Source organism: Pseudomonas sp. NY11955 (genome assembly GCF_048068035.1).
In the GTDB taxonomy this organism is placed as follows: Bacteria; Pseudomonadota; Gammaproteobacteria; order Pseudomonadales; family Pseudomonadaceae; genus Aquipseudomonas.
Map to the genome: position 1 here is coordinate 40,526 of NZ_JBLUPS010000020.1, position 15,349 is coordinate 55,874.

Here is a 15,349-nt window from a genome sequence, read left to right on the forward strand (position 1 = left end):
ACGGGCATTGCTGCAGGTGTGCAGTGGAAGACGGGCTTTATGTTACGGACCACTAAAGAAAAACCCCGGCCTGGGCCGGGGTTTTGTCATCACTCGTCGAGGAAGGAGCGCAGGTGCTCGCTGCGAGTCGGGTGGCGCAGTTTGCGCAACGCCTTCGCTTCGATCTGACGAATCCGCTCACGGGTTACGTCAAACTGCTTGCCCACCTCTTCGAGGGTGTGGTCGGTGTTCATATCGATACCGAAACGCATGCGCAGCACCTTGGCTTCGCGTGCGGTCAGGCCCGAGAGCACGTCACGGGTGGCTTCCTTGAGGCTTTCGACCGTGGCCACGTCGATCGGGGACTGCATGGTCGAGTCCTCGATGAAGTCGCCCAGGTGCGAATCTTCGTCGTCACCGATCGGGGTTTCCATGGAGATCGGTTCTTTAGCGATCTTCAGTACCTTGCGGATCTTGTCCTCAGGCATTTCCATGCGTTCGCCCAGCTCTTCCGGGGTCGGTTCGCGACCCATTTCCTGCAGCATCTGGCGGGAAATACGGTTGAGCTTGTTGATCGTCTCGATCATGTGCACCGGAATACGGATGGTGCGCGCCTGGTCGGCGATCGAACGGGTAATCGCCTGGCGGATCCACCAGGTGGCATAGGTCGAGAACTTGTAGCCGCGACGGTATTCGAACTTGTCCACCGCCTTCATCAAGCCGATGTTGCCTTCCTGGATCAGGTCGAGGAACTGCAGGCCACGGTTGGTGTACTTCTTGGCGATGGAGATCACCAGACGCAGGTTCGCCTCGACCATTTCTTTCTTGGCGCGGCGGGCCTTGGCTTCACCGATCGACATGCGACGGTTGATTTCCTTGATTTCCGCTACGGTCAGGCCGGTTTCGGTCTCAAGGTCGATCAGTTTCTGCTGGCAAGCGACGATGGCAGCGTCCTTTTCACCCAGGGCGGCAGCCCACTTGGTGTTGCGCTTGGCCAGGTCACCGCTCCAGGTCTGGTCGGTTTCGTTGCTCGGGAACATGCGCAGGAAGTCGGCACGCGGCATGCGGGCGTCACGCACGCACAGCTGCATGATGGCGCGTTCTTGCTGGCGCAGACGGTTCAGGGCGTCACGTACGCGCTCGACCAGTACCTCGAACTGCTTCGGTACAAGTTTGATCGGCATGAACAGGTCAGCCAGGGCCTGCAGGGCCTCGATGCTTTCCTTGTGGCTACGACCGTTTTTCTTCAGGACCTTGGAGGTTGCCTGAAGCTGGTCGGATACCGCACCGAAGCGTTGGGCTGCAACGATTGGGTCCGGGCCGCTCTCGGCCTCTTCCTCGTCGTCACCGCTTTCGGATTCTTCCTCGTCGTCGTCGGACTCTTCCTTCGCGGCAGCGGCCTTGGTGCCCGGGATCGGCACTTCTTCGGTTGGCGCGGCGATGTTGTCGTCAGGGTCGATGTAACCGCTGAGAACGTCCGACAGGCGGCCACCCTCGGTGGTGACGCGGTCATATTCGCCGAGAATGTAATCGACAGTGCCCGGGAAGTGGGCGATGGCGCCCATGACTTCACGAATGCCTTCCTCGATACGCTTGGCGATTTCGATCTCGCCTTCGCGGGTCAGCAGCTCGACGGTACCCATTTCGCGCATGTACATGCGCACCGGGTCGGTCGTGCGGCCGATATCGGTTTCAACTGCCGCCAACGCAGCAGCGGCTTCTTCGGCCGCGGCTTCGTCGGTGTCGGCTTCCGCCAACAGAAGGGCATCCGCATCCGGAGCACTCTCGAATACGTTGATCCCCATGTCGTTGATCATGCGGATGATGTCTTCCACCTGTTCCGGATCTGAAATATCCTCAGGCAGGTGGTCGTTGACCTCCGCGTAAGTCAGGTAGCCCTGCTCACGACCGCGGGTGATCAACTCTTTGATACGAGACTGCTGTTGCGCTTTTCCGGACATAACACCCTATCCACTGAAGGTCTTGGCGGGCAAAAAACAAGCCGAGGATTATACCCGAGCATGGGCCTCACGCGCCAGATGAGGTCGGCGTTTGTGCGGGAACATTCCGGCTCAGCAGGGCGAGGAGCTGGGTTTTTTCCTCGCTGGTCAATTCGCTTTGACGTGATTTCCTGAGCAGTTGTTCCAGGCTGCGCTCGCGTTGGCGGGCGGACAAGCTAGTTATAGTGTCGAAAAACTGTTGTTCAAGGCTGTCGGCCACGATCAGCCATTCCTTTTCCGCCAGCGCCCGCAGCAGGCGGCCCTGTTCGGTGCCATGCCAACGAGCGATCAACTGCATTGAGCTTAGCCCAGGATTTTTCTGTGCGGCTTCGATCAATGCCACCAGCAGCTGGCTGTACAGGTGTTCTTCGTCGGCGAAATGGCTAGCATCTTCTACCTTGCCGGCCAGCAGCGGGTGGTGCAGCAGGGTGCGCAGGGCGGCCAGCGTTGGCGGCTCGACCGGGGCCGGTACGCGGGGTGGCGCTTCGTCACGTTGCTGCCAGGGTTTGCCGCCCTTGCGGTTCTTGTCCCAGGGCTTGTCGCTCCATTGCTTCTTGCCGCCGCCCTTGTTGGGTTTCCACGCCTGCTCCTGATGAACGGGGGCGTAGTCGTGCTGCGGCATGTCGCCGTAGTCGGGGGTGTAGCTGGCCATGGCGTCGTAGTCGTAGCCAGGGTCGTAGTCTGGCACGCTGCTGGCCGCTGGCGCTTGTTGCGCCAACTGCTCGACCTGCTGTGGGTCCAGGCCGGTGATTTCCTTCAGGCGGTTGCGCATCAACTGGCGCAGGTTGGCGCCGGGGATCTTTTCGATCAACGGTGCGGCCAGGGTCGCCATGTGCGCCTTGCCCTCCAGCGAGCGCGGGTCGGCTTCGACGCCCAGTTGCTCGAAGAAGTAGTCCGCCAGCGGCTGGGCATGCTGGTTGATACGGGCCATGAACGCGTCGGTGCCTTCGGCGCGCACGAGGCTGTCCGGGTCTTCGCCTTCGGGCAGGAACAGGAAGCGTGCGCGACGACCGTCCTGCAGGTTCGGCAAGGCCGATTCCAGTGCGCGCCAGGCGGCCTTGCGCCCGGCCTGGTCGCCGTCGAAGCAGAACAGTACGCTGGGCACCACGCGGAACAGGCGTTTCAGGTGCTCTTCGCTGGTGGCGGTGCCGAGGGTGGCAACGGCATTGCGCAGGCCTTGCTGGGCCAGGGCGATGACGTCCATGTAGCCCTCGACTACGATGATCTCGTCGAGGTTACGGTTGTGCTTGCGTGCCTCGTACAGCCCGTACAGTTCCTGGCCCTTGTGGAACACCGGGGTTTCCGGGGAGTTCAGGTACTTGGGCTTGTCGTCGCCGAGCACCCGGCCACCGAAGGCAATGATGCGCCCGCGGCTGTCGCGGATCGGGAACATCACCCGGTCGCGGAAGCGGTCGTAGCGCTTGCCGCTTTCGGCGTTCTCGATCAGCAGGCCGGCATCGATCATCACTTTCTGCTGCAGGGTGTCGGCACCCAGGTGCTTGAGCAGGTTGTCCCAGCCGGGCGGGGCAAAGCCCAAGCCGAAGTCGCGGGCAATTTCCCCGGACAGGCCGCGGCCCTTGAGGTAATCCACCGCCGCCTTGCGGGTCGGGTGGCTGCGCAGGGCTTGGCGGTAGAATTCCGAGGCGGCATCCAGCAGCGGGTACAGCGGCGAATCGGTGGGCTGGCGCGGCTTGTGGTCGCGGCGGCCTTGTTCGCGGGGCACTTCCATGCCGGCGGCGCGGGCCAGTTCTTCGACCGCCTGGGGGAAGTCCAGGTTGTCGTGGTCCATGACGAAACCCAGGGCGTTGCCACCGGCGCCGCAGCCGAAGCAGTAATAGAACTGCTTGTCGGGGCTGACCGTGAAGGAAGGGGTTTTTTCCTTGTGGAACGGGCAGCAGGCGGAGTAGTTCTTGCCGGTTTTTTTCAGCTGGACGCGCGAACTCACCACATCGACAATGTCGAGGCGGTTGATCAGGTCGTCAATGAAACTCTGGGGAATCAGCCCGGCCATGGCAGTCTCGTCATCTGGCAACTGGCAAGTCTAATCGCTCACGCGCCGAATGGGGCGAGTGTTGCTTGGGGAAGTGCGAGGGAATGTGTGCTCGTCGCCAGCCCCGAAGGGCCCGTCAGTCGGACGTGCACGTCTGGTCATACAGCAAGGAGGACCAGCTCTGACGTTTCAGGCAGGTTGCCCATGATGCAGTTCGCATGAAGCTTGTGCAGGGCCTTGAGCTAGCTGCTCAAGTGTGAAGCGACCACTGCCATCGCCCGGCGGTTAGCCGGGCAGGGCAGAAGCTTTGCGTTGAACGCCTGTATTAGTACAGACGAACGGCGCGGCGCTGTTCGCGCTGAACTTTCTTGGCGTGACGCTTAACAGCAGCAGCTGCTTTGCGCTTACGCTCTGCGGTCGGCTTCTCGTAAAACTCGCGGCTACGAACTTCAGCCAGTACACCGGCTTTTTCGCAGGAGCGCTTGAAACGACGCAGAGCTACGTCGAAGGGTTCGTTCTCTTTAACTTTGACGGCTGGCATCCAGGGCTACCTTAATTCATTACCGGGGTAGACGTGCTCCTGGCAAAACAAAGGTGTGCTGGAGAACGTCGGTTTTCAAGGGTTGCGGATGTTAACCCTTAGCAAGCAGGAATGCAAAGCCTCTGATCGAAAACCGCTGGTCGGCATCCGACACGGGGACTATCATGCGCGGCTTCGAATTCAGCCCCCACAAGGGACGAACCCATGCTAGTACTGGGATTGGAAACATCCTGCGACGAAACCGGCGTCGCATTATACGACAGCGAGCGCGGTTTGTTAGCCGACGCACTGTTCAGCCAGATCGACCTGCACCGCGTGTTTGGTGGGGTGGTGCCCGAGCTTGCCTCGCGTGACCACGTCAAGCGCATGCTGCCGCTCATCCGCCAGGTGCTGGATGAGGCGGGTTGCGTTGCCACAGAGATCGACGCCATCGCCTACACCGCAGGCCCTGGCCTGGTCGGCGCGTTGCTGGTGGGCGCTTCCTGCGCCCAGGCGCTGGCTTTTGCCTGGGACATTCCGGCAATAGGTGTGCACCACATGGAAGGCCACCTGTTGGCGCCCATGCTGGAAGAAAACCCGCCCGAGTTTCCGTTCGTCGCCTTGTTGGTTTCCGGCGGCCATACCCAGCTGGTTCGGGTCGATGGCATCGGCCAATACGAACTGCTGGGCGAGAGCCTGGACGACGCTGCCGGCGAGGCGTTTGACAAGACCGCCAAGTTGATCGGCCTCAACTACCCAGGTGGGCCGGAAATCGCGCGCCTGGCAGAGCAGGGCGTGCCTGGCCGTTTCGTGTTCCCAAGGCCGATGACTGACCGTCCGGGCCTGGAGTTCAGTTTCAGTGGCCTCAAGACCTTCGCCCTCAACACCTGGCAGCAATGCAAGGAGGCTGGCGACGACGGCGAGCAAACCCGTAGCGACGTGTCCCTGGCGTTCCAGCAGGCGGTGGTGGAAACTTTGACCATCAAGTGCAAGCGTGCCCTCAAGCAGACTGGCCTCAAGCGCCTGGTCATCGCTGGCGGCGTGAGTGCCAACAAAGCGCTGCGTGCCTCGCTGGAAGAGATGCTGGTCGGTATGAAGGGCAACGTGTATTACGCGCGTCCGCAGTTCTGCACCGACAATGGCGCGATGATCGCCTACGCCGGTTGCCAGCGCCTGTTGGCCGGGCAACAGCAAGACCTGGCGATCAGCGTGCAGGCGCGCTGGCCGATGGAGCAGTTGCCGCCGCTGTAAGGTTTGGCTGCAAGGTTCAGAAGTGCCGTTCGCGCCCGGCGAACAGGTCGCGCAGGTTGTTGCGGTGGCGCCACACGATCAGCACGGTCAACACGGTGATTGGCAGCAGCGCCTCGGGCTCGCGCCAGGCCAGCAATGGCAAGGTCAGTGGTGTGGCGATCAGTGCCGCCAGCGAGCTGGTGCGGGTGAGGTAGAAAGTTAGCAGCCAGGCGCCGATGGCCAGCAGCGCGGCCGGGAAATACAGGCCCATGAGCATGCCGGCAGCCGTCGCCACGCCCTTGCCGCCTTGGAAGCGGAAGTACAGCGGGAACAGGTGGCCAAGTACCGCGCATACGCCCACCCAGGCCTGCGCGTGCAGGTCCAGCCCGGCGGCGCGGGCGAGCAATACCGGCAAAAGGCCCTTGCACAGGTCGCCAAGCAGGGTCAGGATCGCCAGTTTGCGCCCTGCCAGGCGTAGCATGTTGGTGGCGCCGGCATTGCCTGAGCCGCTGGAACGCGGGTCCGGGCTGCCCGAAAGGCGGCTGAGGACAATGGCGAAGGACAGCGAGCCGAGCAGGTAGGCGAGCAACGCCAGTAACCAAAACATGCTAACTATTCCGGGCGAGGACGCCCTGATTCTAACGGCGCCAGTCGCCCTTGTCGTGCTGTGGAGAAAAGTGCTTGGACAGAGTGTTCATCGAAGGCCTGGAAGTCGATACCGTCATCGGTGCCTATGACTGGGAGCGGGATATTCGCCAGTGCTTGCGCCTGGACCTGAGCTTTGCCTGGGACAACCGCCCGGCTGCCGCCGGTGACGACCTGAACCTGGCGCTGGACTATGCCAGTGTGTCGGCCCGCATCCAGGCGTTTGCCGAGCAGGCTCGGTTCGAGCTTGTGGAAACCTTTGCCGAGCGCCTGGTGGCAACCTTGATGGAAGAGTTCCACATCCCCTGGGTGCGGTTGAAGCTGACCAAACCGGGTGCGGTGCCGGCGGCCCGTGGCGGTGTAGGTGTGGAGATCGAGCGCGGATGTCTCTGAGCACGGTTTACCTGGGGCTGGGCAGTAACATCGACCGTGAGGCGCATTTGTGCGCCGGGCTCGATGCGTTGGCCGGCATCCTGACGGACATGCATTGTTCGCCGGCGTTCGAAAGCCAGGCGGTAGGGATCAAGAGCGGGCCGTTCATCAACTTCGTGGTCACTGGGAAAACGGCGTTGCCCTTGATCGAGCTGGACCGCCGGCTGAAGTTCATCGAGGCCGACAATGGCCGCTATGCGCCGGACCGCAAAGGGTTGCCGCTGGATATCGATGTGCTGATGTATGAAGACCTGCACGGTACGTTCGATGGGCTGGTACTGCCCAGGGCCGAAATCCTGAAGAACGCGTTTGTGCTGTGGCCGTTGTCGTTGCTCGCGCCAGAGTTGGTACATCCGGGGGCGGGCAAGACCATGGCGCAGTTGTGGCATGAGGCGCAGATCGACCAGGTGCTGGCCCCGGTAGCCTTCGAATGGCGCGGGTTGCAGCTGACCCCGGCCTGACAGATGTTCGCGGTGATTTGTGGGAGCGGGCATGCCCGCGAACACCGGCACAGCCGGTGCCATCCACCGCATTGGCTTCTTCGCGGGCACGCCCGCTCCCACAGGGTCAACTGCGCTTGTAAGCCTCGACAGCCTTCAGTCGCTCACCTTTGAGCGCTTCGCCCAGCGCCTGGCCTGTCAGCCCTGCCTGCACCAGTGGCCTTACATCCACTGCCCGCGTCGCTGCTGCTGCGCCACGTAGATACTTGGCTTGTGGATAACTCGACTCGCCATCGGCCTGCACCACCATCTCGCACACCGTAATAAAATCCTCGAACCGCTGCGGTCGCCGATACACATCGAACTTCTGCAGTAGCTCCAGCAATGCCGTGGGTGGCAGCTCCAGCGCCTGATTACCCTGCGCCAGGCACTCTCCGGTCAGTAAGGCCAGTTCCTGGCATTCCCGTGGTGCCTTGAGGCGCTGGTTGACGGCTTTGATCGATGCCAGTGCCAGCCCATGCAGCAGGCAAGCCCAGCGTACGTGGAGGGGTTGCTCGTGCGCCGCTGCTTGGTCCAGCGCCGCCAGGGCCTGTGCATCGTCGACAAGCTCCGGGAGCAGCTCGTGAAGGGCGCCGCAAGCGCCCAGCACATGGAAGAACACCTGGGGTCGAGCCTCCATCAGCGCGCGTTCGATTTCCTTCCAGCTGCGCTCGGCGGTCAGTGCCTGCAGTTCGCCCGAGGCACTGATCTGGCGCATCAGTTCCAGGGTCTCGTCGGCAACCCGGAAACCCAGTGGTGCATAGCGCGCAGCAAAGCGTGCGACGCGCAGTACGCGCAAAGGATCTTCGGCGAACGCCGGGGAAACATGGCGTAAAAGGCGTTGATCGAGATCATCCTTGCCATGGTAGGGGTCGTATACCGTGCCCGTCTCATCCTCGGCCATTGCGTTGATGGTGAGGTCGCGGCGGATCAGGTCTTCTTCCAGGGTGACGTCGGGGCTGGCATGAAAGGTGAACCCGCCGTAGCCGCGCCCGCTCTTGCGCTCGGTGCGTGCCAGGGCGTATTCCTCGCCGGTTTTCGGGTGCAGGAACACTGGAAAATCGGCCCCGACCGGCCGATAGCCCTTGGCAAGCATGTCTTCGACGGTAGCGCCAACCACCAGCCAGTCGATATCGCTGACCGGGCGGCCTAGCAGGCGGTCGCGCACGGCGCCGCCGACTTTGTAGATGTGCATGTGCAGCTCTCCATAACTACCGACAGGATACCCTGTCGGTAGTTATGGCGTTGCATCAGAGATGGTGGATGACGGCCAGGTCCATGCGGCCATAGTCGGCGCTTTCGCCGTGCTCGCCGCGCGGGGGCATGTGGTGGGTCTTCATCACTTGCTCGCCCTGTACGGTCTCCAGGTGGATATCGAAGCCCCACAGGCGATGCAGGTGCTTGAGCACTTCATCGGTCGAGTCGCCCAGCGGTTTGCGGTTATGTTGCTGGTGGCGCAGGGTCAGGGAACGGTCGCCGCGGCGGTCGACACTCCAGATCTGCACGTTCGGCTCGCGGTTGCCCAGGTTGTACTGCGCTGCCAGCTGTTCACGAATCACCCGGTAGCCGGCTTCATCATGAATGGCGGGCACCAGAAGGTCGTCGCGCTGGTCGTCATCGAGGATGCTGAACAGCTTGAGGTCGCGCATCACCTTGGGCGACAGGTACTGCAGGATGAAGCTCTCGTCCTTGAAGCTGCTCATGGCGAACTTGATGGTAGAAAGCCAGTCGCTGCCGGCAATGTCGGGGAACCAGTGGCGATCTTCCTCCGTTGGGTTTTCGCACATGCGGCGGATGTCGGTGTACATCGCAAAGCCTAGTGCGTAGGGGTTGATACCGCTGTAGTACGGGCTGTCGAAGCCGGGCTGGAACACCACGCTGGTATGCGACTGCAAAAACTCCATCATGAAGCCTTCGGTGATCAGCCCCTCGTCGTACAGGTCGTTCATCAGGGTGTAGTGCCAGAAGGTTGCCCAGCCTTCGTTCATCACCTGGGTCTGGCGCTGCGGGTAGAAGTACTGGGCGATCTTGCGCACGATGCGCACCACTTCACGCTGCCAGGGTTCGAGCAACGGTGCGTTCTTCTCGATGAAATACAGGATGTTTTCCTGCGGTTCGGCGGGGAAGCGCCCCTCATCGCGGTCGCTGCCCTTTTCGGCGCTTTTCGGAATGGTCCGCCAAAGGTCGTTGATCTGGCGCTGAAGATGCTCTTCGCGTTCCTGTTGCCGGCGCCGCTCCTCTTCGGCGGAGATAGGGTAAGGCCGCTTGTAGCGATCGACGCCGTAGTTCATCAGGGCGTGGCAAGAGTCGATCAGGTCTTCCACAGCATCGATGCCGTGGCGCTCTTCGCACTGGGCGATGTACTGCTTGGCGAACACCAGGTAGTCGATGATCGAACTGGCATCAGTCCAGGTGCGGAACAGGTAATTGCCTTTGAAAAAGCTGTTATGGCCGTAGCAGGCGTGGGCGATCACCAGTGCCTGCATGCACATGGTGTTCTCTTCCATGAGGTAGGCGATGCACGGGTCGGAGTTGATCACGATCTCGTAGGCCAGCCCCATCTGGCCACGGCTGTAGGACTTTTCCGTGCTGAGGAACTGCTTGCCATAGGACCAGTGGTGATAGCCCAGCGGCATGCCGACCGAGGCGTAGGCGTCCATCATCTGCTCGGCAGTGATCACCTCGATCTGGTTGGGGTAGGTGTCCAGGGCGTAACGCTCGGCCAGGCGGCTGATTTCCCGGTCGTAGGTCTGGATCAGCTCGAACGTCCACTCGGACCCGGTGGAAATGGGTTGGCGTCTCTGTGCTCTGGCGGTCATGTGGCTAACCTGCGCTGGAAGAGTTCACGGAAGACCGGGTAGATGTCGCCGGCCGATACCAGCTGCTGCTGGGCGAACGTGTCGGGGTAGGCTTCGCCGATGCGCTCGTATTCATACCACAGCGCCTGGTGTTCACGGGGGGTGATCTCAACGTAAGTGTAGTACTGCACATGCGGCATGATCTGCTTGGAGAGGATGTCGCGGCAGATCGGCGAGTCGTCGTTCCAGTTGTCGCCGTCGGAGGCCTGCGCGGCGTAGATGTTCCAGTCGCTGGCCGGGTAGCGTTCGGCCATGATCTCCTGCATCAGCTTCAGGGCGCTGGACACGATGGTGCCGCCGGTTTCCCGCGAGTAGAAGAACTCTTCCTCATCGACTTCCCGGGCACTGGTGTGGTGGCGAATGAACACGACTTCGATGCGATCGTAGTTACGCTTGAGGAACAGATACAGCAGGATGAAGAAGCGTTTGGCGATGTCCTTGGTGGCCTGGGTCATCGAACCGGATACGTCCATCAGGCAGAACATCACCGCTTTCGAGCTTGGGTTGGGCTGCTTGACCAGCAGGTTGTACTTGAGGTCGAACGTGTCGAGGAAGGGCAGGCGGTTGATGCGCGCCTTCAAGCGCTCGATTTCCTGTTCGACTTCCTGGATATCGGTGAAGTTGTCCGGCTCCTCGACCCGCAGGCGGTCCAGTTCCTTTTGTGCTTCGCGCAGCAGGGCTCGGCTGCTGCCGGTCAGGGCGATACGCCGGGCATGGGCCGAGCGCAGGGTGCGCACGATGTTGATACGCGACGGGTTGCCTTCGTTGGCGATACCGGCACGCACGGTCTTGAAGGTATCGGCGCCCGTCAGGTGACGCTTGACCAGGTTGGGCAGCTCGAGGTCCTCGAACATGAATTCGAGAAACTCTTCCTGGGTGATCTGGAAGACGAATTCGTCCATGCCCTCGCCGGAATTGCCCGCCTTGCCGCGACCGCCTCCGCCACCTCCACCACCTTGCGGGCGTGGGATGTGTTCACCGGCAGTGAATTCCTTGTTGCCCGGGTGCACGATGGTCTGCTTGCCTCCGCGACCATGGTGCAGCACCGGTTCGTCGATATCGCGCCCGGGAATGCTGATCTGCTCGCCATGTTCCATGTCCATGATGGAACGGCGGCTCACCGCCTCTTCGACGGCCTTCTTGATGTGTTCGCGGTACCGCCGCAAAAAGCGCTGGCGGTTGACCGTGCTCTTGTTCTTGCCGTTCAGGCGTCGGTCTATAACGTAGCTCATGGTCCCTCCGGTAGCTGGGAGCAGCTGCAAGCCACAAGCTTCTGGCTGCAGGAAAGAGCAGCCACCGCTGCTGCAAGCTACGGCGCCGGGCTTGCGCTCGGCGCTGGGCAGCTTGAAGCCTGCGGCTTGTAGCTTGCCGCTTTATTGCGATTTCCTGACCCGCAGGTACCATTCCGACAGCAGGCGTACCTGTTTGTCGGTGTAGCCACGCTCCACCATCCGGGTGACGAAGTCGTTGTGTTTCTTCTGGTCCTCTTTGCTGGCCTTGGCGTTGAAGCTGATGACAGGCAGCAGGTCTTCGGTGTTGGAGAACATTTTCTTCTCGATCACTACCCGCAGCTTTTCATAGCTCAGCCAGCTTGGATTCTTGCCATTGTTGTTGGCGCGTGCGCGCAATACGAAGTTGACGATTTCGTTGCGGAAATCTTTCGGGTTGCTGATGCCGGCCGGTTTCTCGATCTTCTCCAGCTCCTCGTTGAGGGCGATGCGGTTGAGGATCTCGCCGGTTTCCGGGTCGCGGTACTCTTGGTCCTGGATCCAGAAGTCGGCGTACAGCACGTAGCGGTCGAAGATGTTCTGACCGTATTCGCTGTAGGACTCCAGGTAGGCTGTCTGGATTTCCTTGCCGATGAACTCGATGTAGCGCGGTGCCAGGTATTCCTTCAGGTAGCGCAGGTAGCGTTCGCGCACTTCAGCCGGGAATTGTTCCTGTTCGATCTGTTGTTCGAGCACATACAGCAGGTGCACCGGGTTGGCCGCAATTTCGTGTGGGTCGAAGTTGAACACCTTGGACAGGATCTTGAAGGCAAAGCGAGTCGAGAGGCCGTTCATGCCTTCGTCGACGCCGGCCGAGTCCCGGTATTCCTGGATCGACTTGGCCTTTGGATCAGTATCCTTGAGGTTTTCCCCGTCGTAGACACGCATCTTCGAATAGATATTGGAGTTTTCAGGCTCTTTGAGGCGTGACAGCACCGTGAACTGAGCCAGCATCTTGAGCGTATCCGGCGCGCAATGGGCCTTGGACAGCGAACTGTTGACCAGCAATTTGTCGTAGATCTTGATTTCATCGCTGACGCGCAGGCAGTACGGCACCTTGACGATGTAGATCCGGTCGATGAACGCTTCGTTGTTCTTGTTGTTACGGAAGGTGTGCCACTCCGATTCGTTGGAGTGCGCCAACAGGATACCGGTATAGGGAATCGCCCCAAGGCCTTCGGTGCTGTTGTAGTTGCCTTCCTGGGTGGCGGTGAGCAAGGGGTGCAGGACCTTGATCGGCGCCTTGAACATTTCGACGAATTCCATCAGGCCCTGGTTGGCCCGGCACAGCGCGCCCGAGTAGCTGTAAGCGTCGGCGTCGTTCTGTGGGTATTCTTCAAGCTTGCGGATATCGACCTTGCCGACCAGGGCCGAGATGTCCTGGTTGTTCTCATCGCCAGGTTCGGTCTTGGCAATGGCGATCTGGTTGAGGATCGACGGGTAGAGTTTCACCACCTTGAACTTGGAGATATCGCCGCCAAACTCCTGCAGGCGCTTGGTGGCCCATGGCGACATGATGGTATTCAGGTAGCGCCGTGGGATACCGAACTCTTCCTCGAGAATGGCCCCATCTTCAGTGGCATTGAACAAACCCAAAGGCGACTCGAATACCGGCGAGCCCTTGATCGCGTAGAACGGTACCTTTTCCATCAGCTGCTTGAGTTTTTCCGCCAGCGAGGACTTGCCGCCGCCTACCGGGCCCAGCAGATAGAGGATTTGTTTCTTCTCTTCCAGGCCTTGGGCGGCGTGGCGGAAGTAAGACACGATCTGGTCGATGCACTCTTCCATGCCATGGAAGTCGGCAAAGGCCGGATAGCGGCGAATAACCTTGTTGGAGAAGATTCGCGACAGCCTGGAGTTGGTAGAGGTGTCGATCAGCTCTGGCTCACCGATGGCCAGCAACAGCCGTTCGGCCGCCGATGCGTAGGCACTGCGATCCCCTTTGCACAGCTCGAGGTACTCCTGCAGCGAGAGTTCTTCCTGGCGCGTAGACTCGAAACGTTGTTGGAAGTGGCTAAAAATACTCATGACGTCACCTCGCTCGATACGTGGAGACGACGCCGGATCAGTCAGCTGATGCTGGCATGCAACCGGGTTGGCCGATTGCTGTATACCCCCCAGAACACCCTGTAACGCTACCGATGACCCGCACGCCGGTGTACCGGCTCTCCCCTTTTTTGGATGGCCTGAGCTTAAGCGTAGTTGGTTATCCGCAAGGTCAAGGGGCGAGGAGGGTAGAAGTTACCAACTACCGTTCGTCAGATAACCCGCAAGCCCGCACGGGGCGCGGGCTGCAGGGAAAATGAAAAATTATTCGGCGGCGCCTTGGGCGGTCTCGGCCGGGTAGGTCGCGCGCCACAGCTCGAAGCCGCCGTCCACGCTGTACACGTCGGAGAAGCCCTGGCCTACCAGGTAGGCGGCAGCGCTCTGGCTGGAATTGCCGTGGTAGCAGACCACCAGGGTGGGGGCGTCGAGGTCGGCGCTGCGAATGAAATCGGCAACCGAATGGTTATCCAGGTGCCGGGCGCCGGTGATATGGCCGGCGGCGAAGGCCTGCGGGTCGCGAATGTCGACGACGACCGCACCTTCTTTCTTGCGAAGCTCCAAGGCCTGCTCGGGAGGGATGCGCTTGAATTCGCTCATGGGTACTACTTCCTTCAGGTGTGGTCGTTGAGTGTAGTGGGTTGCGCCGCTTGGCGCAGGGTGCCGTCGTCGGCGCAGTCGCAGCGGTGGTATTCGCCGCTGTCGACGTTGTACAGGGTCATGGCGCCGCCCCACACGCAGCCGGTGTCCAGGGCGATGATGCCCGGTTCGTCGACGCGGCCTTCGAGGGCGGCCCAGTGGCCGAAGATGATGGTCACGTGCCGGGAGCGGCGGTCCTTGTGTGCGAACCAGGGCTTGTAACCTTTGGGGGCGGTACCCAGGCCTTCCTTGCTCTTGAGGTCGAGTTTGCCCTCGGCGGTGCAGAACCGCATGCGGGTCAGGTAGTTGGTGATGACCCGCAGGCGCTCGACACCGGTGAGGTTCTTGCTCCACTTGTTCGGCTCGTTACCGTACATGCCATCCAGGTAAAGCTTCAGGCGGCCATCGTCGCGCAGCACTTCTTCCACCTCCGCCGCAAGGCCCAGGGCCTGGCCGAGCGTCCACTGTGGCGGAATGCCTGCGTGTGCCATGGCGATGCCGCGGGCCTCGTCGTAATGCAGCAGCTTTTGCTGACGCAGCCAGTCGAACAGCTGGTCGGCGTCCGGGGCTTCGATGATTTCGCGCAGGGTGTCGCTTTTCTTCAGGCGCTCAACGTTGTGCCAGGCGGCCAGCAGGTGCAGGTCATGATTGCCTAGTACGCAGACCAGCGACTGACGGATCGAATACAGGAAACGCAGGGTTTCCAGTGACTCGGGCCCACGGTTGACCAGGTCGCCGACCAGCCACAGGCGGTCGACGGCAGGGTTGAAGTTGACACGCTCCAGTAGGCACTTGAGTGGCTGCAGGCAGCCCTGCAGGTCACCGACGGCGTAGGTGGCCATCAGTGCAGTGCCCCGGGCACCGCCAGGCGGAAGGGAGCGATCTCGGCGTCGAAGCGTTTACCGTCTTCGGCGAACATCTGGTAGCTGCCCTGCATGGTACCCACGCGGGTGCTGATGACGGCACCACTGCTGTAGGTGTGGCTCTGGCCAGGGTCGATATTGGGTTGCTGGCCGACCACGCCGGCGCCGCGTACTTCCTCGACCTCGCCGTCACCGTTGGTGATCAGCCAGTGGCGCGACAGCAGCTTGGCCTTGAGCGAGCCGTTGTTCTGCACGGTAATGGTGTAGGCGAAAGCGAAACGACTGTTTTCGGGGTCGGATTGTTCTTTCAGGTAGCGGGTCACGACGCTGACGTCGATCTGATAGCGGGGGTCGGACATGCAAGGGCCTTGGGCGAACTGACGCAATAACGCAGTCTAGGCCA

The 15,349-nt window shown here is 61.2% G+C and carries 14 protein-coding genes; 3 read left to right on the top strand and 11 right to left on the bottom strand.

Going from position 1 to position 15,349, the window contains the following annotated elements; all coding sequences use genetic code 11:
* Positions 1-89 precede the first annotated feature (89 nt).
* The 3 genes from rpoD to rpsU form a co-directional block, all read right to left on the bottom strand.
* Positions 90-1,940, bottom strand: a complete 1,851-nt coding sequence (rpoD, locus tag ACNFBR_RS26135; RefSeq protein WP_416737412.1) for an RNA polymerase sigma factor RpoD — start codon at positions 1,938-1,940, stop codon at positions 90-92.
* A 67-nt stretch (positions 1,941-2,007) separates the two neighbouring features.
* A complete protein-coding gene (gene dnaG / locus ACNFBR_RS26140; protein ID WP_416737413.1) occupies positions 2,008-3,990 on the bottom strand; it encodes a DNA primase in 1,983 nt (660 codons plus the stop codon).
* A 304-nt stretch (positions 3,991-4,294) separates the two neighbouring features.
* On the bottom strand, positions 4,295-4,510 hold the full coding sequence (rpsU, locus tag ACNFBR_RS26145; RefSeq protein ID WP_003255575.1) for a 30S ribosomal protein S21: 216 nt from the start codon (positions 4,508-4,510) through the stop codon (positions 4,295-4,297).
* A gap of 204 nt (positions 4,511-4,714) precedes the next feature.
* Between rpsU and tsaD the strand changes: the two genes are divergently transcribed.
* Positions 4,715-5,740, top strand: a complete 1,026-nt coding sequence (tsaD, locus tag ACNFBR_RS26150; protein ID WP_416737414.1) for a tRNA (adenosine(37)-N6)-threonylcarbamoyltransferase complex transferase subunit TsaD — start codon at positions 4,715-4,717, stop codon at positions 5,738-5,740.
* Positions 5,741-5,756: 16 nt separating this feature from the next.
* Here tsaD and plsY read toward each other — a convergent pair whose 3' ends face one another.
* Positions 5,757-6,326, bottom strand: coding sequence for a glycerol-3-phosphate 1-O-acyltransferase PlsY (gene plsY / locus ACNFBR_RS26155; RefSeq protein WP_416737415.1), 570 nt, complete (start codon positions 6,324-6,326; stop codon positions 5,757-5,759).
* 74 nt (positions 6,327-6,400) lie between these two features.
* Between plsY and folB the strand changes: the two genes are divergently transcribed.
* On the top strand, positions 6,401-6,757 hold the full coding sequence (folB, locus tag ACNFBR_RS26160; RefSeq protein ID WP_004375185.1) for a dihydroneopterin aldolase: 357 nt from the start codon (positions 6,401-6,403) through the stop codon (positions 6,755-6,757).
* Positions 6,748-7,257, top strand: a complete 510-nt coding sequence (folK, locus tag ACNFBR_RS26165; RefSeq protein ID WP_416737416.1) for a 2-amino-4-hydroxy-6-hydroxymethyldihydropteridine diphosphokinase — start codon at positions 6,748-6,750, stop codon at positions 7,255-7,257. The genes folB and folK overlap by 10 nt, the downstream gene beginning before the upstream one ends.
* Positions 7,258-7,363: 106 nt before the next feature.
* Here the strand turns inward: folK and ACNFBR_RS26170 are convergent, their stop codons facing one another.
* The 7 genes from ACNFBR_RS26170 to apaG all read right to left on the bottom strand — a co-directional run bounded on the left by ACNFBR_RS26170 (position 7,364) and on the right by apaG (position 15,305).
* Entirely contained in the window at positions 7,364-8,470 is a 1,107-nt protein-coding gene (locus tag ACNFBR_RS26170; RefSeq protein ID WP_416737417.1) for a multifunctional CCA addition/repair protein, read from the bottom strand.
* 55 nt (positions 8,471-8,525) lie between these two features.
* Entirely contained in the window at positions 8,526-10,094 is a 1,569-nt protein-coding gene (locus ACNFBR_RS26175) for a SpoVR family protein (protein WP_416737418.1), read from the bottom strand.
* On the bottom strand, positions 10,091-11,365 hold the full coding sequence (locus ACNFBR_RS26180; RefSeq protein ID WP_012270194.1) for a YeaH/YhbH family protein: 1,275 nt from the start codon (positions 11,363-11,365) through the stop codon (positions 10,091-10,093). Before ACNFBR_RS26180 ends, ACNFBR_RS26175 begins: the two co-directional genes overlap by 4 nt.
* Positions 11,366-11,506: 141 nt before the next feature.
* Positions 11,507-13,429, bottom strand: a complete 1,923-nt coding sequence (locus ACNFBR_RS26185; RefSeq protein ID WP_012270195.1) for a PrkA family serine protein kinase — start codon at positions 13,427-13,429, stop codon at positions 11,507-11,509.
* A 282-nt stretch (positions 13,430-13,711) separates the two neighbouring features.
* A complete protein-coding gene (gene glpE, locus ACNFBR_RS26190; protein ID WP_416737419.1) occupies positions 13,712-14,044 on the bottom strand; it encodes a thiosulfate sulfurtransferase GlpE in 333 nt (110 codons plus the stop codon).
* 14 nt (positions 14,045-14,058) lie between these two features.
* Complete coding sequence (locus tag ACNFBR_RS26195; RefSeq protein WP_416737420.1) at positions 14,059-14,925, bottom strand: symmetrical bis(5'-nucleosyl)-tetraphosphatase; 867 nt, start codon at positions 14,923-14,925, stop codon at positions 14,059-14,061.
* Positions 14,925-15,305 carry a Co2+/Mg2+ efflux protein ApaG gene (gene apaG / locus ACNFBR_RS26200; protein WP_012270198.1) on the bottom strand — a complete coding sequence of 127 codons (381 nt, stop codon included), beginning with the start codon at positions 15,303-15,305 and terminating at the stop codon, positions 14,925-14,927. Before apaG ends, ACNFBR_RS26195 begins: the two co-directional genes overlap by 1 nt.
* Between the last annotated feature and the right edge of the window lie 44 nt (positions 15,306-15,349).